General features: G+C 66.6%; 16 protein-coding genes and 1 tRNA gene. 11 read left to right on the top strand and 6 right to left on the bottom strand.

Features of this window, described 5'->3' with window-relative positions; genetic code table 11:
* Nucleotides 1–98: 98 nt before the first annotated feature.
* Nucleotides 99–1,151: a CDP-glycerol glycerophosphotransferase family protein gene (locus DX914_RS14840; protein ID WP_115860023.1), complete on the top strand. Its 1,053-nt coding sequence runs from the start codon at nucleotides 99–101 to the stop codon at nucleotides 1,149–1,151.
* 632 nt (nucleotides 1,152–1,783) lie between these two features.
* On the opposite strand, the gene DX914_RS14835 is transcribed toward DX914_RS14840, so the two are convergent.
* Genes DX914_RS14835 through DX914_RS14820 form a run of 4 tightly spaced genes read right to left on the bottom strand, consistent with a single transcriptional unit; the run spans nucleotide 1,784 to nucleotide 6,194 of the window.
* Nucleotides 1,784–3,313 carry a PH domain-containing protein gene (locus DX914_RS14835; RefSeq protein ID WP_115860021.1) on the bottom strand — a complete coding sequence of 510 codons (1,530 nt, stop codon included), beginning with the start codon at nucleotides 3,311–3,313 and terminating at the stop codon, nucleotides 1,784–1,786.
* Nucleotides 3,300–3,821: a PH domain-containing protein gene (locus DX914_RS14830; RefSeq protein ID WP_115860019.1), complete on the bottom strand. Its 522-nt coding sequence runs from the start codon at nucleotides 3,819–3,821 to the stop codon at nucleotides 3,300–3,302. The genes DX914_RS14835 and DX914_RS14830 overlap by 14 nt, the downstream gene beginning before the upstream one ends.
* Complete coding sequence (locus tag DX914_RS14825; protein WP_147300691.1) at nucleotides 3,818–5,254, bottom strand: SEL1-like repeat protein; 1,437 nt, start codon at nucleotides 5,252–5,254, stop codon at nucleotides 3,818–3,820. The genes DX914_RS14830 and DX914_RS14825 overlap by 4 nt, the downstream gene beginning before the upstream one ends.
* A gap of 22 nt (nucleotides 5,255–5,276) precedes the next feature.
* Nucleotides 5,277–6,194: a lauroyl acyltransferase gene (locus DX914_RS14820; protein WP_115860015.1), complete on the bottom strand. Its 918-nt coding sequence runs from the start codon at nucleotides 6,192–6,194 to the stop codon at nucleotides 5,277–5,279.
* A 102-nt stretch (nucleotides 6,195–6,296) separates the two neighbouring features.
* On the opposite strand from DX914_RS14820, the gene dtd reads away from it, so the two are divergent.
* Together dtd and rpoD are read left to right on the top strand one after the other, a co-directional pair.
* Entirely contained in the window at nucleotides 6,297–6,737 is a 441-nt protein-coding gene (dtd, locus tag DX914_RS14815; RefSeq protein WP_115860013.1) for a D-aminoacyl-tRNA deacylase, read from the top strand.
* Between the two features lie 83 nt (nucleotides 6,738–6,820).
* Nucleotides 6,821–8,677 carry an RNA polymerase sigma factor RpoD gene (gene rpoD / locus DX914_RS14810; RefSeq protein ID WP_115860011.1) on the top strand — a complete coding sequence of 619 codons (1,857 nt, stop codon included), beginning with the start codon at nucleotides 6,821–6,823 and terminating at the stop codon, nucleotides 8,675–8,677.
* A gap of 181 nt (nucleotides 8,678–8,858) precedes the next feature.
* Here rpoD and DX914_RS14805 read toward each other — a convergent pair whose 3' ends face one another.
* The gene (locus tag DX914_RS14805) at nucleotides 8,859–9,227 is read right to left on the bottom strand and encodes a nuclear transport factor 2 family protein (protein ID WP_115860009.1); all 369 of its coding nucleotides are present in this window, start codon (nucleotides 9,225–9,227) and stop codon (nucleotides 8,859–8,861) included.
* Between the two features lie 132 nt (nucleotides 9,228–9,359).
* Between DX914_RS14805 and DX914_RS14800 the strand changes: the two genes are divergently transcribed.
* A complete protein-coding gene (locus DX914_RS14800) occupies nucleotides 9,360–9,833 on the top strand; it encodes a hypothetical protein (protein ID WP_115860007.1) in 474 nt (157 codons plus the stop codon).
* Nucleotides 9,834–9,846: 13 nt separating this feature from the next.
* Here the strand turns inward: DX914_RS14800 and DX914_RS14795 are convergent, their stop codons facing one another.
* Nucleotides 9,847–11,070, bottom strand: coding sequence for an AGE family epimerase/isomerase (locus DX914_RS14795; protein WP_115860005.1), 1,224 nt, complete (start codon nucleotides 11,068–11,070; stop codon nucleotides 9,847–9,849).
* Between the two features lie 268 nt (nucleotides 11,071–11,338).
* On the opposite strand from DX914_RS14795, the gene DX914_RS14790 reads away from it, so the two are divergent.
* The 7 genes from DX914_RS14790 (at nucleotide 11,339) to DX914_RS14760 (ending at nucleotide 18,921) form a co-directional block, all read left to right on the top strand.
* A complete protein-coding gene (locus DX914_RS14790; protein ID WP_115860003.1) occupies nucleotides 11,339–13,705 on the top strand; it encodes a GH92 family glycosyl hydrolase in 2,367 nt (788 codons plus the stop codon).
* Between the two features lie 45 nt (nucleotides 13,706–13,750).
* Nucleotides 13,751–13,826: transfer RNA gene (locus tag DX914_RS14785), tRNA-Ile, on the top strand.
* Nucleotides 13,827–14,002: 176 nt separating this feature from the next.
* Nucleotides 14,003–15,229: a tyrosine-type recombinase/integrase gene (locus tag DX914_RS14780; protein WP_115860001.1), complete on the top strand. Its 1,227-nt coding sequence runs from the start codon at nucleotides 14,003–14,005 to the stop codon at nucleotides 15,227–15,229.
* Nucleotides 15,226–16,116, top strand: coding sequence for a hypothetical protein (locus DX914_RS14775; protein ID WP_115859999.1), 891 nt, complete (start codon nucleotides 15,226–15,228; stop codon nucleotides 16,114–16,116). The genes DX914_RS14780 and DX914_RS14775 overlap by 4 nt, the downstream gene beginning before the upstream one ends.
* A 64-nt stretch (nucleotides 16,117–16,180) precedes the next feature.
* On the top strand, nucleotides 16,181–17,005 hold the full coding sequence (locus DX914_RS20080) for a DUF6602 domain-containing protein (RefSeq protein WP_147300690.1): 825 nt from the start codon (nucleotides 16,181–16,183) through the stop codon (nucleotides 17,003–17,005).
* Between the two features lie 93 nt (nucleotides 17,006–17,098).
* Nucleotides 17,099–17,695: a hypothetical protein gene (locus DX914_RS20075; protein WP_147300689.1), complete on the top strand. Its 597-nt coding sequence runs from the start codon at nucleotides 17,099–17,101 to the stop codon at nucleotides 17,693–17,695.
* A gap of 41 nt (nucleotides 17,696–17,736) precedes the next feature.
* Nucleotides 17,737–18,921 (top strand): hypothetical protein, encoded by a 1,185-nt coding sequence (locus DX914_RS14760; protein WP_147300688.1) that lies wholly within the window; start codon nucleotides 17,737–17,739, stop codon nucleotides 18,919–18,921.
* Nucleotides 18,922–18,925 lie beyond the last annotated feature (4 nt).

Genomic DNA, 18,925 nt, shown 5'->3' with positions numbered 1-18,925 from the left:
GGCGGTACGGCGCTCAGGATACTCCCGTAACCCATTCCGGGCTCGCGGTCCGCGCCCGCTGCTCTACACTCTGCGCTCGCTCCGATCCGCTTCCCGCCATGGCCGATTACCTGCTGTTCGCCACCGAACGCTACGCGTTGCCGATCCTGCAGCCGCTGGCCGAGGCCCTGCTGGCGCGCGGACACGGCGTGCACGCCTGGTTCGTCGATGGCGCCGCCGGCGCGGCGCTGCCGGCGCCGGTGCGCGCGGTGGGTTTGCAGGAAGCGGTGGCGCTGAAGCCGCGCGCGGTGTTCAGCGCCGCCAACTGGGTACCGCCGTTCGTCGCCGGGGCCAAGGTGCAGCTGTTCCACGGCTTCAACGTGGAAAAGCGCGAGGACGCGCGCGGTCACTTCCGCGTGCGCGGCCTGTTCGATCTGTACTGCACCCAGGGGCCGGCCACCACCGCGCCGTTCCGCGCGCTGGCGCAGGAGGCCGGGCACTTCGCCGTGGTCGAAACCGGCTGGCCCAAGCTGGACCCGTTGTTCCGCGACGACGACGGCAGCGCCGCGCGCCTGCGCCGGCCGGCCGGCAAGCGCCGCGTGGTGCTGTTCGCGTCGACCTTCACCGAGCGCCTGAGCGCGGCGCCGCATCTGTTCGATGCCATCGCCCGCGAGGTGCGCCGCGGCGACCGCTACTGGCTGCTGACCCTGCACCCCAAATGCCCGCCGGAGCTGTTCGCGCGCTACCGCAAGCTGGCCGGGCCCAATGCCGATTTCGTCGAAACCGAGCAACTGGTCGCGGCGCAGCGTGCGGCCGACGTGCTGGTGGCGGATACGACCTCGGTGGTGTCGGAGTTTGTGGTCCAGCGCAAGCCGGTGGTGACCTTCCGCAACCGTGCGCCCAAGGCGCACATGATCGATTTCGACGATCCGGAGCAGTTGCCGGCGATGCTGGAACAGGCCTTCGCGCCCTCGCCGGAATTGCAGGCGACGCTGGACGCTTACGCCGATGCGATCCATCCGTATCGCGACGGGCGCTCGTCGGAGCGGGTGATCGTGGCGACGGAGGATTTCGCCGCCGGGCGACTGGGCACGCTCAAGCCCAAGCCGTTCTCGGCCTGGCTGCGCGGGCTGCAGATCCGTCGCGACCTGGGCTATTGGGGCCGCGGCTGAGCGTGTTCGCTCCGGGGTAGGAGCTGCGACCGCGAACCGGCAACTACTGCGACGTCCCCACCAGCCTTGAGGTAGGAGCTGCGTAAGCTGCGACCGCGACCCCGCGATTACGACGAACGCTCCGGTCTCTGTGGGGTCTGCGCCTTCTGTAGGAGCGGCGTAAGCCGCGATCCGCTCCGAACTCGCGAAGGTGTTTGGGTGTGCTGGTCGAAGCAACAGCAACAGCTTCCGTCCGCAAGCGGCCGGGTTACTTTCTTTTGATAAGCGTCAAAAGAAAGTAACCAAAGAAAAACGCTGCCCCAGAGCTCCCGTGCGAGAGCGATGCGCGCGCCGGGATTTTCCGATCGGGCCTCCTGCCCGAGCGGAAAACGGCGCACGTCCTGTGCGCCGCCCCCCGCCTTCGCGGGGGCAGGCTCTACGGGTCTTCTGTTTGCGTGGCGAGTTCGGTGCCCGATCAAGAGCATTCGCGCTTTGCGCTCATCCCCTCACCCTAGCCCTCTCCCGCAAGCGGGAGAGGGGACGGATCCGACGTTGCTGCTTTTAGCCCCTCTCCCGCTCGCGGGAGAGGGGTTGGGGTGAGGGCACGCGAATCATCGAACTCGCGGCGCCGGCACCGCTAGCTCAACCGCTCCTCACCACCGCAACTTCCGCGCCGCCAACATCGCCGACAATCGCCGATACAGCGCCTCGGCCTCCGTCACCGGCAAGAACCTGATCCGCAGCGGCGGCGCCAGCGCGCCCGCGCCCGCCGTATCCAGCCACAGCGTGGCCGTGCCGCAGCGCCGGTCGACGGGGCTGCGGCTGAGCTGCAGCGCCTGCAGTTTGTCGATCTCGGCAAAACGCCAGTGGCGGCTCCACCAGCCCTCGCGCACCGCCACCAGCTCCTCGTTGACCGCATAACCGATGCGGCGCGCGCGCTGGCGCGCCTTGAATGCGGCCCAGGGCAGCCAGGCCAGGGCGAGCAAGCCCCAGGCGCCGAAGCGCCAGCACAGCGCGGCGGTGATGATCGCCAGCCAGGGCAGGCCGGGCACGAACAAGCGCCACCAGCTGGCCAGCGGCAGCGCGCGCCAGTCCAGGCCGCGCCAGCCGGCGCGCGGCAGCAGGTGTTCGATCAGCGCCTCGCAGGCCGCGGGCGTGGCGATCGGCGCCAGTTCGCGCAGCGCGCGTTCCTGGTCCTGGGTTTCGCCCACCGCGGTTTCGATCTCCAGGCTGCGCCGGCGCAGCAGGCGGTGCAGCACGCCTTCGCGCAGGGTCCAGGCCTGGATCCGGCGGCGCGAGGCGCTGGTGCGCCAGCGCGCGAGCAGGCCGCGCTCCACGGTCAGGCGGCGGCCGTGTTCGCTGAGGCGGAAGCCGTAGTACTGCAGCAGCGCCAGCAGCACCGACAGCAAGCGCACCGCGGCCAGCACCGCGCCGATCAGCAGCAGCGCGCCCAGCACGTACTGCAGCGGGCCGAAGTGGTGGTTGTGGGTCCAGCCGAACAAGGACATCACGAACTGGCCGACTTCGCGCGGCATGATGTCGTTGGGGAACACCTCGCGGCTGTAGGGCATGAACGCCGCCACGCCGGCGCCGACCACGAACATGCCGCGGTTGTTGACCACGCCCAGTCGCACCACGTCGCCCACCGACATGGTCAGCAGCGTGGTTTCCGCCGGCTCGGCGCTGGCCGCCGCTTCCACGCTGCCGCGCCGGCGCACCAATGCCTCCAGGGCCAGCGCGTCGGCCATCTTGAGCACGCGCATCTCGGCTTCGGGCTTGGCCCCGCCGGCCGATTCCAACCGCACTTCGGCCACGCCGAACAGGCGGTGCAGCGCCGACTGGCGCAGCGCCACGTTATGGATGCGCGCGAACGGTATCACCCGCAGGCTGCGTTCGAGCAGGCCGCTGCGTACCACCAGGCTATCGCCGGTGGTGCCGTAGCGATACGTGAAGTACTGCCACAGCGACAGCACCACCAGCACGCCCACCGCCAGCAGCGACCACAGTTCGTTGCGGTCGCCGCGGCCGAACACCAGCAGCGCGATCAGCGGCACGATGAACTGGCGCAGCTGCTGCAGCAGCACGAACAGCCACGACATCGGGTGCAGGCGGCGTTCGGCGCTGGCCGCTTCGGCCGCGGTCGGCGCACCCGCGCCGTCGGCGCCGGCTTCAGGCGTCGTCATCGTGGTCGATCTGCCGGCCCAGGCGGTCGCGCAGGCGCTGCGCGTCGTCCGCGTCCAGGTGCGGCACCTGCACCTCGCTGTGGCGGGTGCCGGCGGTGTGCACCACCAGGGTGGCCAGGCGGCGCCGGCGCTGCCAGGGGCCGTGCTTGAGGTCCAGGTGCTGCACGCGCGAGACCGGCACGCGCGTTTCGCGCTGCCACAGCCGGCCGCGGCGCACCGCCAGGCCGTCCGCGTCCAGGCGCCAATGGGTGTGGTGGAACTGCTTGGTGCCGATCCAGATGCCGATCGCGCCGCCCAGCAGTGCGCCCACGCCGCCGCCGGCGATGCCCGCGGCCACGCCCAGGCCCAGGGTGCCGACGATCACGCCGACCATCCCCAGCAGCACCGCCATCGAGATCGACACGCCCAGCAGGAACAAGGGCCAGGCGCGCGCCGGCAGCGACTGCCAGCCTTCGGCCTCGGCGCCTGTGGGCGTCGCCTTCGGTTCTTCGGGCAGCGTCGCGCTCATTCGACCGGCAACTCCGCGGCCTTGTAGCTCTGCACCCAGTCCTTGCCGCTGCGGTAGTCGGCCAGGCGGCCCTTCATCCGGCGCAGGGTGTCGCCGTTGCGGTCGCCGTCGAACTTGTCGATCGCGCGCTGCTGGTAGGTGCCGGCTTCGCTATAACGCGCGTTGGCGGCCAGCGCCGCGGCGATGGTGTCGAGCTCGCTGAACTCCAGGGTGTCGGCGCGGGCGATCATGTAGGCGGCCAGTTCCAGCGCGCGCTTGGGATCGCGCTGAGCCGGGATCGGACAGACGGCCAGGTACCAGACGCGCTCGTTGCGCGCGTTCTTGGCGCCCGCATCCTCGCCGCGCGCGGCCCATTCCTCGGCCAGCTTGCAATCGCGCGGACCGCCCACGCCGTCGAAGGTGAAGCTGGCGGTGCTGATCATGGCCTCGGCCACGCCGCCCTCGGCGGCGCGGCGCGCATGGCGCGCCATGCGTTCCAGCAGTTCGGGCTTGGCCACCTGGCCCTTGGCCGGCTGTTCGGTTTCGCCCAGCGCCAGGTACGCCATCCAGGCGCCCTGCGCATTGCCCGCGTCGCTGGACTGCTCCAGCAGCTTGATCCCGCGTGCCTTGTCCTGCGGCATCAGCGCCGGCAGCTGGCCGGTGTACAGCAGCGCGCCCAGGCCCATCGCCGCCAGCGGATCGCCGTCCTCGGCCTTGCGCTGGGTGGCCAGCAGGCGCACCCGGATCGGGTCCTCATAGTCGGGCCATTCTTCGTTGAGGCGCGTGCGCGCCGCGGCGTCGTCGCGCAGCGGGCGCTCCAGCGTGGCCAGCGGCAGTTCCGGCGCGTTTTCGCCCAGCAGCAGGCGGACCATGGACGGCAGCACCACGTCCTCGCCCATGCCGCTGCTGCGCATCTGCTGCTCGATCGCGCTGGATTCGTCGGCGGCGATGCTCTCGGGGCTGACCTTCCACCGTCCGCCCTCGCGCTTGAACTCCGGGCCGTACTGGAACTGCTGGCCGTTGGGCGGCGCCATCTCGCCGATCGCACGTTCGGCGTCGATCAGGGTCACGTGGCTCAGCCGCGGCAGCGGTTCGCCGTCTTCCGGCTCGGACAATCCGTACAAACCCTGCGCGAACAGGTGCCGGGCCATGCCGGCGCCGTCCATCGCCAGCAGCTTGTCGTCGCTCAGCGACGCGCGCAGCGCCATCACCAGCGAGCGCTCGGACATCGGAATGCGCCGCACCTGCTCGGGCGAGGCGTACAGCGCGGCGTCGCGCAGGAAGGCCATGCGCCGCAGCGCGGCGGCGGACAGCAGGTCGGCGGTGGCCGGATCGTCGCGGCTGCTGAGTCGGGTGTAACGGTCCCAGGTCTGGCTGACGGCATTCATTTCGGTCAGCTCGTCGGCGGCCGCCGGAGCGGCCAGCAACGCCAAACACAACATCCAACCACGCATTCCCGGTCCCCTTAGCGGTTCGTCAGCGGTTCCAATACGGATTCTCTTCGCCCGAACCCGGCGGACGCAGCGTATAGCGTTTGTAGGTCCACTGGTATTGCGCCGGATCACGCCGCGCGATGCGCTCGACCGCGGCGTTGAGCGCGGCGGTGGCAGTGGCCAGGTTGTCGTCGCCGATCTCGGGCGGCGCCGGCTCGATGCGCAGGGCGAAGCCCGGCGCGCCGTCGCGGGTGTCGATGCGCTCGCAATAGGCGAACAGCACCGTCGCGCCGGTGCGGCCGGCCAGGCGGCTGAGCAGGGTCATGGTCAGCGCGGGCACGCCGAAGAACGGCGCGAACTCGCCGTCGCCGGCCTTGGGCTGCTGGTCGGGCAGGATGCCGACCACGCCGCCGGCGTTGAGCAGCTTCCACAGCTGCCGCACCGCCGAACCCTCGGCGCGGACCTGGGTGACGCGGTCGCCGATGTCGGCGCGGACGATGTTCAGGAAGGCCTCGCCGATGCGCGACTCCGGCGGCCGGTACAGGATCGCCAGCGGCGTGCGCGAGGCCAGCCATTGGTTCAGCAGCTCCCAGTTGCCGTAGTGCGGCGCGGCCACGATCAGCCCGCGCCCCGAGGCCAGGGCCGCGTCGAACAGCTGCGTGCCGTGGGTCTCGCGCAGCAGGCGCAAATTGTGTGCATGCGGCCGCGTCCACAGGCGCAGGGTTTCCAGGATCTGGCGGCCGGTGGTGCGCAGCACCGCGCGCTGCCATTGCTGGCGCTGGGCCGGCAGCAGCTCCGGGTAGGCCAGTTCCAGGTTGATCGCCGCCACCCGGGCCTCGCGCGCGCCGCGCCAGCGCCAGGCCGCGGCCACGGCGTCGCCCAGGCGCAGCAGCCAGGACCAGGGCAGGCGGGCGAAGGCGCTGGCGAGCAGGTACAGCAGGCGGGCGACGAATCGGGTCATCGCGTCAGTCTAGCCGGCACCGGTGCGCGTCCCGGTGCGCGGCTTGGCCGCAGCGCGGCCGCGGGCGACACTGTGCGGCCCGCCGTCGCGAGCCTTCGCCCCGTGCTCAGCCTGATCCAGCGCGTGACCCAAGCCGCCGTGACCGTGGACGGCCAGACCGTCGGCGCCATCGGCCCCGGCCTGCTGGCCCTGGTCGGGGTGGAGCCCGGCGACGGCGAGGCCCAGGTGGCGCGCATGGCCGAGCGCCTGCTCGGCTACCGGGTGTTCGCCGACGAGGCCGGGCGCATGAACCGTGGTCTAGCCGACACCGGCGGCGGCCTGCTCCTGGTCAGCCAGTTCACCCTGGCGGCCGACACCCGCAGCGGCATGCGCCCGGGCTTCAGCACCGCCGCGGCCCCGGAGCTGGCTGAACCGGTATTCAACCAACTGCTCCAGGCCTGCCGGGCCCGTCACGCCGGGGGGGTGGAAACCGGCCGCTTCGGTGCCCATATGGTGATCAGCCTGGTCAACGACGGCCCGGTCACCTTCCTCCTGCGGTCCTGATCCAGCTGTTTCCAATCCGGCCCCGGCCGGTGCAAGCTGCTATACTGGAACGTTCCCTACCCTTAAGCGCGGTGGCGCAGCCCATGGCCAACGAACGTCAGCCCCCTCCGTCCGATATCAAGCTCCTGATCTCCAAGGGCTTGGAGCAGGGCTACCTGACCTATGCCGAGGTCAACGATCACCTGCCCGACGATCTGGTCGACGCCGAACAGATCGAAGACATCATCGGCATGATCAACGGCATGGGCATCGAGGTGCACGAAGTCGCGCCCGATGCCGAAACCCTGCTGCTTGCCGACGGCAACACCGGTAACCGCGAAGTCGACGACACCGCCGCCGAAGAAGCCGCCGCGGCGCTGACCGCGCTGGACGGCGAGGGCGGCCGCACCACCGACCCCGTGCGCATGTACATGCGCGAGATGGGCACGGTGGAACTGCTGACCCGCGAAGGCGAAATCGCCATCGCCAAGCGCATCGAGGAGGGCCTGAACCAGGTCCAGGCCTCGCTGGCGTCGTTCCCGGCCACCATCCAGACCATCCTGGAAGACTACGAGCAGCACAAGGCCGGCAAGAAGCGCCTGGCCGAGATCGTGGTCGGCTTCAACGACCACCTCGACGAAGAACCCGAGCCGCCGGCGCCGCCGGTGGTCGCGGCCGAAGTCGAGGAGGGCGACGAGGACGAGGAAGAAGAGAGCGGCGGCGACGACGCCGAAGAGACCGTGAGCGGTCCGGACCCGGTGGAAGTGGCCAGCCGCATGGAGGCCATGGCCGCCGACTTCGGCAAGTTCCAGAAGGCGCACGCCAAGCACGGTCCGACCCACAAGACCACGATCAAGGCCCGCGAGGACATGGCCGCGGTCTTCGTCACCCTGAAGCTGCCGCTGGCCCTGACCGACACCCTGTCGCGCAACCTGCGCGAAGTGGTGGGTTCGATCAAGGACCACGAGCGCAAGATCCTGGACCTGTCCACGCGTGTGGCCAAGATGCCGCGCAAGGACTTCATCCGCGCCTGGGAAGGCAACCAGACCAATCTGGAATGGGTGGACGAGCTGCTCAAGCGCAAGCAGAAGTGGTCTTCGGGCCTGCGCGACGTCAAGGACCAGATCATCGCCGAGCAGGAAGCCACGATCGCCATCGAGCAGGCCTCCAGCCTGACCCTGGCCGACATCAAGGAAATCAGCCGCGCGATGGCCTATGGCGAAGCCAAGGCGCGCAAGGCCAAGAAGGAGATGGTCGAGGCCAACCTGCGCCTGGTGATCTCCATCGCCAAGAAGTACACCAACCGCGGCCTGCAGTTCCTGGACCTGATCCAGGAAGGCAACATCGGCCTGATGAAGGCCGTGGACAAGTTCGAGTTCCGCCGCGGCTTCAAGTTCTCGACCTACGCCACGTGGTGGATCCGTCAGGCCATCACCCGTTCGATCGCCGATCAGGCCCGCACCATCCGTATTCCGGTGCACATGATCGAAACGATCAACAAGCTCAACCGCATCAGCCGCCAGATGCTGCAGCAGTACGGCCGCGAAGCGACTCCGGAAGAGCTGGCGAAAGAAATGGACATGCCGGAGGACAAGATCCGGAAGGTCATGAAGATCGCCAAGGAGCCCATTTCGATGGAGACCCCGATCGGCGACGACGAGGACTCGCATCTGGGCGACTTCATCGAGGACACCAACGTGGAGTCCCCGGTGGAAGCGACCACCAACATCAACCTCTCCGAGACGGTCCGCGACGTGCTCGCCGGCCTGACCCCGAGGGAGGCCAAGGTGCTGCGCATGCGCTTCGGCATCGACATGAACACCGACCACACCCTGGAAGAGGTCGGCAAGCAGTTCGACGTGACCCGCGAGCGCATCCGCCAGATCGAAGCCAAGGCGCTGCGCAAGCTGCGCCACCCGAGCCGCTCGGAACAGCTGCGCAGCTTCCTCGATATCGATTGAGGTCTGCCCCTCCAGCAGCGTCGTGAAAAAGCCCCGCGAATGCGGGGCTTTTTCTTTAGGGGTCGCGCGCTCCGCTTCGGGGTAGGAGCGGCGTAAGCCGCGACCACGCCACCCCAGCCGCCAACGCGGATCGCGGCTTACGCCCGCTCCTACCCCAGGACTGCGAAGCCCGCGATCGCGCTCAACCCGCGTCGTAGAAGAACTGCTCGTGCACGATCTTGCCGTCCTTGACCCGGTACACGCAGATCTCGTTCATGTCGATGCGGCCCATGCCCTTCATGGTCACGTCCATGCCCATGGTCACGCTGAACCAGTTCTCGGCGATCAGCGGCTCGCTGACGCTGAAGCCGTGGTAGGCCTCGATGCTCTCGGCGAACTTGCGGCCCTTCTCGCGGATCGCGTCCATGCCGTAGGCATCGCCCATGCCTTCGGCCGCGCCCTTGGGCTCGATGCTGGCGGCATCGTCGGCGTACAACTCGTTCTGGGCCTGGTCGAACTCGCCCTTGCGGCACAGCTCGACCAGGCGTTGCGCGACTTGTTCGGTATTCATGGCGTAGCTCCTGGTTGGGAACGCCAGGGTAGGACAGGGCTGCTGCCAACGTGTTGTCAGGGGTGAAAGTGTCGGCTTGCGGCCGACGAACGGACGCGGCAAGGTAGAACGGGGTCGGGGGAGCGGGTGCGGATGCAAGAGACCAATCCATACCAGCCGCCGGAGACGGCGGTGGGCGAGGAGGCGGCGCCGGTGCCCGGCGCGCGCCTGTACGCCCTGGGCGGCATCGGCCTGGCCACCTTCGTCGGCAGCCCGATCGCGGGCGGCCTGCTGATCGCTGCGAACTACCGCGCGCTGGGTCAGCCCGGCAAGGCGCCGCCCACGTTGGTGCTGTTCTTGCTCGCGTCGGTCGCGGTGCTGGCTTTGGCGCTGGTCGTGCCGGAGTCGGTGCCCAACGCGGCGTTCATCGTGCCTCAGCTGCTGGTTACGCTGGCGGTCGCTCGTTGGCTGCAAGGCGATGCGATCCGCGCGCACCAGGCGCGAGGCGGCCAGATGCATTCCAGCTGGCGCGCATTCGGCTGGTCCGTTCTGGTGGCCGTGGGCGTGCTTGCGGCGCTGGTGGCGGTGATGTTCGTGCTGCCCGCGTCCTGGCTGCCCGCGGAGTGAAGGGTGCGCGCGCTCAACGCGCGCGCAACAGTTCCAGCGCGTCGTAGCACGCGCCCATGGTGTGGTAGTCGGTCTTGCCGGCCGGGCTCTTCTCGTCGCTGTACTTGCCGTTGCGGCGGTCCAGTATGCGGTACCAGGCGCCGTGCTCGTGATCGACGAAGTGGCGCCAACTGTAGGCCCACAGGCGCTGGTACCAATCCCAATAGCGCTGTTCGCCGGTGCGCTGCGCCAGGCGCGCGGCGGCGGCCAGGGATTCGGCCTGCACCCAGAAATATTTGTCGTCGTCGCAGATGGAGCCGTCGGGCGCGAAGCCGTAGTACAGGCCGCCGTGCTCCTCGTCCCAGGCGCGCGCGAGGGCGGTATCGAACAGATGGCGCGCGGTCGGCAGCATCCAGTCGGCCGGCGCGCCGCGGCGGCGGGCGTGGCCGTCCAGGATCAGCAGCAGCTTGGTCCATTCGGTCTGGTGGCCGGGCTGGAAGCCCCAGGGGCGGAACAGGTGCTTGGGATCGTCGCGGTGGTAGTCCCAGTCCGGGTTCCAGTCGCGGTCGTAGTGTTCCCAGACCAGGCCGCCGGCGCGAGCGGCCTGGCGGCGGGTGATCTGGCTGGCGACGGTGCGCGCGCGGTAGTAGTAGCGCGGCGCGCCGCTGGCTTCGTAGGCGGCGATCAGTGCCTCGCACAGGTGCATGTTCGCGTTCTGGCCACGGTAATCGCTGAAGGTCCAGCGCGCGTCGGCTTCGTCGCGGTACAGCCCGGCGTCTTCGTCCCAGTAGCGGGTTTCCAGCAGCTGCCAGATCTCGTCCAGCCACGGCCCGGCCTCGTCGATGCCGGCCTTGAGCGCGGTGGCGTAGGCCAGCATCACGAAGGCGGCGCCGTAGGCGTGCTGGGTGCGGTCTTCGGGCAGCCCGTCGCGTACGGTCCAGGCGTAGCCGCCGCCGACCGGGTCGCGGTGGGTCTGGCGCAGGTAGCGCAGGCCGTGGCGCGCGGCGTCGCGGTAGTCGTCGCGCTCGAACTCGCGCGCGGCCATGGCGTAGTTGAAGACGAAGCGGGTGCTGCTGACCAGGTGGCGGTGGGCGGCGTCGTAGACCTGGCCGTCGTCCTTGAAGTAGTGGAAGTAGCCGCCGGCCGGGTCGATGCAGCGCGGGTGGTAGAAGGCCATCGTGTCGGCGATGTGCGCGCGCAGGAAGGCCGGGTCGCGGAAATCGGGGAGTGCGTCGCCGGCGGAGTCGGGCGGGGTCATGCGGCTTCCTTCATCGGGTGCAACTCCTGGTGCTGCCTGGGCGGCGTGGCACATCTTCTGCGCCACCTTAGCGGCCCGGGAAGGCCGGAAAGTCAGGGTCGCGCGCATCGGCGGGGCAAAACTGCGGCGGCGGTCGCGGCCTCGCGCATTCCGCGTTGCAGCGTGCCGGCAGCTGCGGCAGCGTGTTAGCGTAGATGGTTTAGAACGATCTAAATCGACCGCCATCCTAACGGATCCCGCCCATGATCCGCCGACCCTGGAGCCGCCCATGCCTGGTCCCGCCGTCCTCCCGCCCGCCGCGCCGAGGCGGCGCCTGCGCTGGTCGCTGCTGCTGGCCTGGGCCATGAGCGGGCTCGCCGCCGCGGCCTCTCCGGCCGGCGAACGCGCCTACGCCTCGGTCGACCCCTTCATCGGCACCGGCGGTGAGGGTCATACTTTCCCCGGCGCGGTCGTGCCTTTCGGCATGATCCAGCTCAGCCCCGACACCCAGATCAAGCCGCGCAAGGAGGCCTACGGCTGGGCCGCAGGCTACCGCTACGACGACACCAGCATCGTCGGTTTCTCCCACACCCACTTTTCCGGCACCGGCCATTCCGACCTGGGCGACGTGCTGCTGATGCCCATCGCCGGCCAGGTGCGCCTGGAGCGCGGCGACGACGGCAAGCCCGGCAGCGGCTACCGCTCGCGCTTCCGCCACGACGACGAAATCGCCCAGCCCGGTTACTACGCCGTGACCCTGGACGACTACGGCGTGCGCGCCGAGCTCACCGCCAGCGCGCGCGTGGGCGTGCACCGCTACCGCTTCCCCAAGGGCAAGCCCGCGCACGTGCTGATCGATTTGCGCACCAGCATGTACGACTACCCGGGCAAGGTGCTGTGGTCGCGGCTGCGGTTGCGGCCCGACGGTACCGTCACCGGTTTCCGCGAAACCCGCGGCTGGGCGCCGGGCCGGCAGCTGTATTTCGCCATGCGCTTCTCGCGCAACGTCAGCGGCCACCAGTTCCACGACACCGAACAGGACGTGATCTACAAGGGCTTCCCGCCGCCGGCGGAGAAGGCGCCGCAGCTGCGCGCGCAGATCGAGGGCCGGCAGCTGGTGGGCGCGTTCGATTTCGCCGAGGCCGAAGGCGCGCAGCTGGTGGTCAAGGTCGCGATCTCGCCGGTCAGCGAAGACAACGCCATCGCCAACCTCGATGCCGAAGTGCCCGGCTGGGATTTCGACGGCGTGCGCGCGCAGGCGCGCGAAAGCTGGAGCCAGGCGCTGTCGGCGATCGACGTGGACGCGCCCGAAGCGCAGCGCAAGAGCTTCTACACCGCGCTCTATCACACGCTGATGGGCCCCAGCCTGTTCATGGACAGCGACGGCCGTTACCGCGGCCCCGACAATGCGGTGCACGAAGCCAAGGGCTTCCGCTACCACTCCACTTTCTCGTTGTGGGACACCTACCGCGCGCTGCACCCTCTGCTGACTTTGGTCCAACCCGAGCAGCGCAACAGCGACTTCGTCAATTCGCTGCTGGCCTCGCGCCGGCACAGCCCCTACGGCGTGCTGCCGGTGTGGTCGTTCCACGGCCAGGAAACCTGGTGCATGATCGGCTACCACTCGGTGCCGGTGATCGCCGACGCCTACCTCAAGGGCATCCGCGGCTTCGACGCCGACGAAGCCCTGGACGCCATGGTCGCCAGCGCCAGCTACGGCCCCTACGACGGCATCGCCCAGTACATGGAGCTGGGCTACGTGCCCATCGACGAGGAAGGCGAGGCCGCGTCCAAGACCCTGGAGTACGCCTTTGATGACTGGACCATCGCGCGCATGGCCCAGGCCATGGGCCGCAAGGACGTGGCCGCGCGGTTCGAAAAGCGCGCCGGCAACTGGAAGCACGCCTTCGACCCTTCCACCGGCTTCATGCGCGCGCGCAAGCGCGACGGCGCCTTCCGCGAACCCTTCGATCCCACCGCCAGCGGCTACGGCACCGACTACACCGAAGGCAACGCCTGGCAGTACTCCTGGTACGTGCCGCAGGACGTGGCCGGCCTGGCCCGCGCCCACGGCGGCGAGGACAAGCTCATCGCCAAGCTCGACCAGGTCTTCGACGCCAAGGTCGATCCCAAGATCTTCGAGCACATGGAAGACATCACCGGCCTGATCGGCTGGTACGCCCACGGCAACGAACCCAGCCACCACGTGGCCTACCTCTACGCCTACGCCGGCCAGCCCTGGCGCACCCAGGCGCGCCTGGGCGGCATCATGTCCAGCCAGTACGCCCCGCGCCCCGACGGCCTGTCCGGCAACGACGACCTGGGCCAGATGTCGGCCTGGTACGTGTTCACCGCGCTGGGCTTCTACCCCGTCGCCCCCGGCAGCAACCAGTACGTGATCGGCCGGCCGTTCCTGCCGCGCGCCGCGCTCAACCTGCCCAACGGCAAGCGCTTCACCGTGATCGCCGAAGGCCTGGACGACGCCCACCTCTACATCGGCCGCGCGAGCCTCAACGGCCAGCCGCTGCAGCGGGCCTACCTCACCCACGAGGAAATCCTCGCCGGCGGCGAACTGCGCTTCGTCATGCAGGCCCAGCCGGACAAGACCTGGGCGACGGATCCGAAGCAGCGGCCGTACTCGATGTCCAGCCCCTGAGCCGGCTTATGCGCCAGCGCCCGCTCCCGTAGAATTCACGGGCGCGGGCCTATAGCTCAACGGTTAGAGCAGGGGACTCATAATCCCTTGGTTCCAGGTTCGAATCCTGGTGGGCCCACCACATAGGCGTCCAGTATTGTCCAGATTGGTCCAGGTATCGGCACAGAACCCCGCAAATAGCGGGGTTTTTTTGTGTGAATGTCCGTCGTTGTCCAGTTGAATCCGGCAAAAAAGTGAGTCAGGCTGTGAGTCAGAGGGTCTGCGCTGGGGTCGCTGACTCACAAATGGCTGACTCACATGCTCACTGACACCAAGATCCGGACGCTCAAGCCGCGCGCAACTGCTTATCGCGTCGCCGACACCAATGGCTTGTGCATCGAGGTGCGCCCCAGTGGCGCCAAGGCCTGGCGGTACCGATACCGCTACGCCGGCAAGCCGAGCATCATCACGATGGCGGAGTACCCCGCTATGGGGCTGGCGGAGGCGCGCGCCGAGCGCGACCGCCTGCGTGCCTTGGTAAAGGGTGGCGGAAATCCCGCGAACGCCGCCAGGATCGAGCGGGCGGCGAGGATCGAACAGGCAGCGACGACGTTCGGAGCCATTGCCGACGAGCTCCTGGTCAAGCGTGCGAAGGAAGGGCTAAGCCCCGGGTCGGTGAAGCGCGAGCGCCGGCTGATTGAGAAGGATATGGCCGTAATCAGCGGAATGCCGATCACCGACGTGACCGCGCCGTTGTTGCTGGCGTCGCTGCGGAAGCTGGAGCGGCGGGGCGTGGTCGAAACGGCCCATCGGGCTCGATCGTTCGCCGGGCGTGTCTTTCGGTATGCCATCGCAACGGGTCGGGCGGAGAGCAATCCAGCCAACGATCTCGCGGGGGCACTTGAGCAGCCGCAGGTAAAGCACTTTGCCAGCGTGACCGACCCCGCGAAGATCGGTGACCTGCTCCGGGCCATGTACTCCTACCAAGGGTCGCCGGTGACCGTGGCGGCTTTGAAGCTGGCGCCCATGCTGTTCGTGCGGCCAGGTGAATTGCGGAAGGCACTCTGGGCTGACATTGATCTAAATGCGGCGGAGTGGCGCTTCACCGCCAGCAAGACCGGGGCGCCGCACATCGTGCCGCTGTCATCCCAAGTCGTAGAAATCCTGGAGGATCTGCGCCCGCTCACGAGGCGGAGCGAATTTGTCTTCCCTGGGGTCCGGAGTGGAAAGCGGCCCATGAGCGAAAACACCATCAACGCCGCGTTGCGCTACCTTGGCTTCAATGGCGACACCATCACCGGGCACGGGTTTCGGGCTATGGCGCGGACCGTCCTGGATGAAGTGCTGGGCTTTCGGCCGGACTTCATCGAGCATCAGCTGGCCCATGCGGTGCGAGACCCCCTGGGCCGCGCCTACAATCGAACTGCACATTTGGCGGAGCGCAAGAAGATGATGCAGGCGTGGGCCGACTACCTTGATCAACTGCGCGAAGATGCGAGGAAGGTCGTCCCTATCCGGCGAGCCGGAAATGGCTCTTCGCGATGAGAATCGAAGAATCGGTTGTGCAGGGGCTGGTCGAGCAGGCGAACAGATTGCAGCTTGCAGCCATCATGCCGGCCGACTGCGGGCGCATCGATGTCGCTGCGGACCTTCAGGTGACGCGCGAGCGCCTAGCCAAGCGGATTGATGCGCACCTGCAGCCTTGGTTTGTCCTGTTGGATGAGAGTATTCAGTTTTTCGTGCAGTTCGAGCGCTATCTGTACGAATTTCCGCTTAGCAGCAACCTCACAAGTTTCGCAGTCACTGTCTCGAAGCTCAAACGCGACGTTATCTCGATACGCGATTTGCTGACCATCGGGCAGGATGTGACCGCGCGAGTCCTGGCGCGCACGTTTATCGAGGACATCGAGATCGCCATGGCGCTTGCGCTGAGTGCGGAGACCTGCGGTGCCTTTTCTAGTACGCACGACACAAACGAATTCTGGAACAAGCACATTGGGTACGGGAAGGTGTACGACAAGGTGCATCAGTATCTTCTGGCCTGTGGCATCGAGGATGAGCGGTCCAGGGCATTCGTCGACAGGCACCGCGACGCAAAGAAGATGTTCTCCGAGAGTACTCATGGTGGACGCCAGTCCTCGCTCATGAGTGCGTTTGCGCCATCACTGACAGAGAAAGAGGAAGTGCACTTTTTGCCCCTTGGTGCACTCACCTACGTCACGGCGCAACTGGCGCTATTCATTGCGCAGGAGACGCATGCGTTTGCAGGTTCTATTGTCAAGGGAGTAATGGTCGCCAACCCGTTGCATCTTTTCAGAGGCTTCCCAATCACAGGTCGGTACATGAATGCCGCCGGCTCTGCCTACGTGCTTCAAGAGCTTCTGATGCGCTATGAGGGGGAGCTGGAGGAGCAAGAGGCAAGATTCGCCTGAGGCTTTGCCCGGGCAACAACCTGCGACCCACAGCAGACATGCCCGATCCTTACAGGAGACGAATATGGGGGAGTTGGATTTGCCGCGTCAGTTCGGCCGAAAGGCCAGGCAAATGCTTATCGCAGTTGAAGAGGGTCGCGCAGCTCACAAGGCAAACAACATAAAGGCGAGCGGCGCTCCGTTCGAAGAGCAGTTTCGAAGCCTTCTTGCAGATAGCCTGCCGTCAACTAGTAAGGTTGCTAGCGGTTACTTCTATGGACCCAACTCAACTTGTAGTGGAGAGGTCGACGTCTTGGTGTACGAAGACAGGGAGGCCTTCCGGTTGGACCCTGCTCCTCAGGAACAGCACTATGTCCCTTGTACGAGTGCTTCGATTCTCGGCCAAGTTAAGAACTCAGCGAATGACTTGGCGGGAGCTATCCAGCAAGCCCAAAATTCCATTAAGGCATGGCACGAGATGCAACAGGAGATGGGTCAGGCTGGCGTAATGCTCGGTGGACCCACCCAAGAAAGGCCCATGACATTTGTGGTCTGCGGTGATTGCGACAATGCTCAGCGAAGCAAGCTAGCAGGCATTCTGCAGGCGAAGGGGCGCCCCTATGTCGACTACATTTTGCTGCTAGACAGAGGCGAAATCGTCGCTGGCAATCTGGACTTCTTTGAAGACGATGATCCGATCATCGGCTTCACGCAGTATCAAAACGTCAACTCCTTGCATGTATGCGAGCCAGGCGGCGCCGACGATCAGGTAGGTGTAGCTTTGCTATGGTTCTATTTCGCCCTAGTTTCGAAGTTGAATCTCGATCAGGGTAATAATCTGCGCTATCACTCGTTCTGTCGGCAGATCTCCAATCTCTATCCTCTTCGCCCCACCGAAAAGCTGATCTAGAGGATTACTTCCTGGACCATCTGGGTCGCCTTAACTTCTCGAGATGGTCTGAAATCCTCGTATAGCGAGAACGGATGTATGCCTCGACCGGACATGTCTGATCACCTGGTTCATTTCATGTCGGGCCCGACGTGGGAGGGCGCCTTCGCCACCCTGTGCGCAATCATTAGCGAACGGCGACTTCTCGGTAGCGGGCGTATCAATCGCGACGGCCATGTTTGCGTGTGCTTCAGTGAAGCACCGCTGCCGGTGGTGCCACAGGGGCCAGTCAACGCCGATGCATATTCGCGGTATACGCCATTCGGCGTGCTGGTGGATAAGCGTTGGCTCTTCGCTCGCGGTGGGCGACCGGTGATATATCAGTCGGAGCAAGAGTACGCGCAGTTGCCGGAAATAATGCAGTGGCGGCACATGCGCTACGAACCAGACGCCGATCCATCAGTGGACTTCACCTGGGAGCGCGAGTGGCGATTGAGGACCGACGCGTTGCCGCTGACTCCGAACAACGCCGTAATTGTGCTGCCGAACGAGGGATGGGAGGCGCGCCTTCACGATGCCTTCCACAACGATCAAGACTGGCAGGTCGAGGCTTACGTCCAGATTCTAGGTCGGGATATTGCTGAGGCCTGCCGCGAGGAATTCCCTTGGCGCGTGACCTGCTTGGGTACGCCCGATCCTGCGAGAGGCTAAGGACTATGGCTCCACTCCATCGTCGCCCAGAGGCGGTCTCGGTGACCGCCGCCCGTCCGCTGCCGCCGGAAATGGAAGTCATTCGTGCGAAGGCGCTCCGCGCCTTGCGCGATGTTCGATCCGTGCAGCACGACACGCGTGCTGTGTCAAATTTTTGGGTGGATGCGAAGCGAACCGACGCCGGACGACGGTTGCCAGAGTACTACCTGGTGTACTTCTTGTTGGTAGAACTGCTCGGGTTCCCGCACGAAGGCCCCGAGGAAAAGGTTGCCTGGACGATCCCGCTAGATTACCGCGGGACGCTGTATACCATCGAGCATCGCAAAATGGGACTCGGTCTGTTCATTCCCGACCCTGACGCGCACGCGGCGGAGGCGAACGAGATCGTCAACCGCATCGAAAAGGCGACGAAGGAGGCCCAGCCCTTTTTCGATTGGCTGGCCGACCAGCAGGTGGCGCAGTCGGCCGTCAACGTTGCCAATCACAGCCAGCCTCTCCACCAGCGGTACAAATTCCTTCGCGACTCCGCGCAAGCGCAATTCGACGCAGCCGAACGACGCCAAGCCGAGAGCCGTGCCGCAGCGGCACAAATTACAAGCCTCTCGGACTGGCCGAAACTGCACTTGCTGGGAACCCGGTTCGAGCCAGAGGGCGATTGGCTCGCCTTGTCGGCGGTGGAAGCGTTCTTTTCCTGGACAGAACACGCGCTGATTCATTTGGCTATCTTGCAAGGGCGAGTGACCACGGCATCTCAGGTCGCGACCTTGGCCGCTGGCGACTGGACCGGGAAGTTCAAGGCGGTCTTGGATCTCTCCGACGCGGGTGCACCTGCCTTGCTCAATCGCATCCTGGCCGTACGCCAAGACCTGCGCAATCACGTCGCCCATGGCGCGTTCGGAAAACAGGGCGAAGCTCTGTCGTTCCACTCCAGCGCTGGAGCAGTTCCTGTGTTGCTGCCCCACCGGACCGGTCCTCGGCACTTTCGAATCGGACATGGACTAGCTTTCGATGCCCGACGAGTGTTCGGTGTGTTGGACGAATTCGAGGCGTTCATGTTCGCTGGAGCGCGCGCACCGGCGCGCGTGTTCCTACTAGAAGAGCGCTACGACACCGTACTCACGATGGCAGCAACTTATGCCATCGCCATGCAGTCAATCAGTGAAATGAGGGATTTCCTCCGACATTGGGGCGATCAGGTCGATCGTTCAGCAAACATGGATTGGTGACCCC

The organism is Lysobacter silvisoli, from assembly GCF_003382365.1.
Taxonomy (GTDB): domain Bacteria; phylum Pseudomonadota; class Gammaproteobacteria; order Xanthomonadales; family Xanthomonadaceae; genus Lysobacter; species Lysobacter silvisoli.
This window is presented reverse-complemented; position numbering and strand designations above follow the sequence as displayed.

What these genes read in the sequence shown, in the direction of transcription:
- DX914_RS14840 (WP_115860023.1), top strand. Translation starts at nt 99, where the DNA reads ATGGCCGATTACCTGCTGTTCGCCACCGAACGCTACGCGTTGCCGATC.
- DX914_RS14835 (WP_115860021.1), bottom strand. Translation starts at nt 3,313, where the DNA reads ATGACGACGCCTGAAGCCGGCGCCGACGGCGCGGGTGCGCCGACCGCG.
- DX914_RS14830 (WP_115860019.1), bottom strand. Translation starts at nt 3,821, where the DNA reads ATGAGCGCGACGCTGCCCGAAGAACCGAAGGCGACGCCCACAGGCGCC.
- DX914_RS14825 (WP_147300691.1), bottom strand. Translation starts at nt 5,254, where the DNA reads ATGCGTGGTTGGATGTTGTGTTTGGCGTTGCTGGCCGCTCCGGCGGCC.
- DX914_RS14820 (WP_115860015.1), bottom strand. Translation starts at nt 6,194, where the DNA reads ATGACCCGATTCGTCGCCCGCCTGCTGTACCTGCTCGCCAGCGCCTTC.
- rpoD (WP_115860011.1), top strand. Translation starts at nt 6,821, where the DNA reads ATGGCCAACGAACGTCAGCCCCCTCCGTCCGATATCAAGCTCCTGATC.
- DX914_RS14805 (WP_115860009.1), bottom strand. Translation starts at nt 9,227, where the DNA reads ATGAATACCGAACAAGTCGCGCAACGCCTGGTCGAGCTGTGCCGCAAG.
- DX914_RS14800 (WP_115860007.1), top strand. Translation starts at nt 9,360, where the DNA reads ATGCAAGAGACCAATCCATACCAGCCGCCGGAGACGGCGGTGGGCGAG.
- DX914_RS14795 (WP_115860005.1), bottom strand. Translation starts at nt 11,070, where the DNA reads ATGACCCCGCCCGACTCCGCCGGCGACGCACTCCCCGATTTCCGCGAC.
- DX914_RS14790 (WP_115860003.1), top strand. Translation starts at nt 11,339, where the DNA reads ATGCCTGGTCCCGCCGTCCTCCCGCCCGCCGCGCCGAGGCGGCGCCTG.
- DX914_RS14780 (WP_115860001.1), top strand. Translation starts at nt 14,003, where the DNA reads ATGCTCACTGACACCAAGATCCGGACGCTCAAGCCGCGCGCAACTGCT.
- DX914_RS14775 (WP_115859999.1), top strand. Translation starts at nt 15,226, where the DNA reads ATGAGAATCGAAGAATCGGTTGTGCAGGGGCTGGTCGAGCAGGCGAAC.
- DX914_RS20080 (WP_147300690.1), top strand. Translation starts at nt 16,181, where the DNA reads ATGGGGGAGTTGGATTTGCCGCGTCAGTTCGGCCGAAAGGCCAGGCAA.
- DX914_RS20075 (WP_147300689.1), top strand. Translation starts at nt 17,099, where the DNA reads ATGTCTGATCACCTGGTTCATTTCATGTCGGGCCCGACGTGGGAGGGC.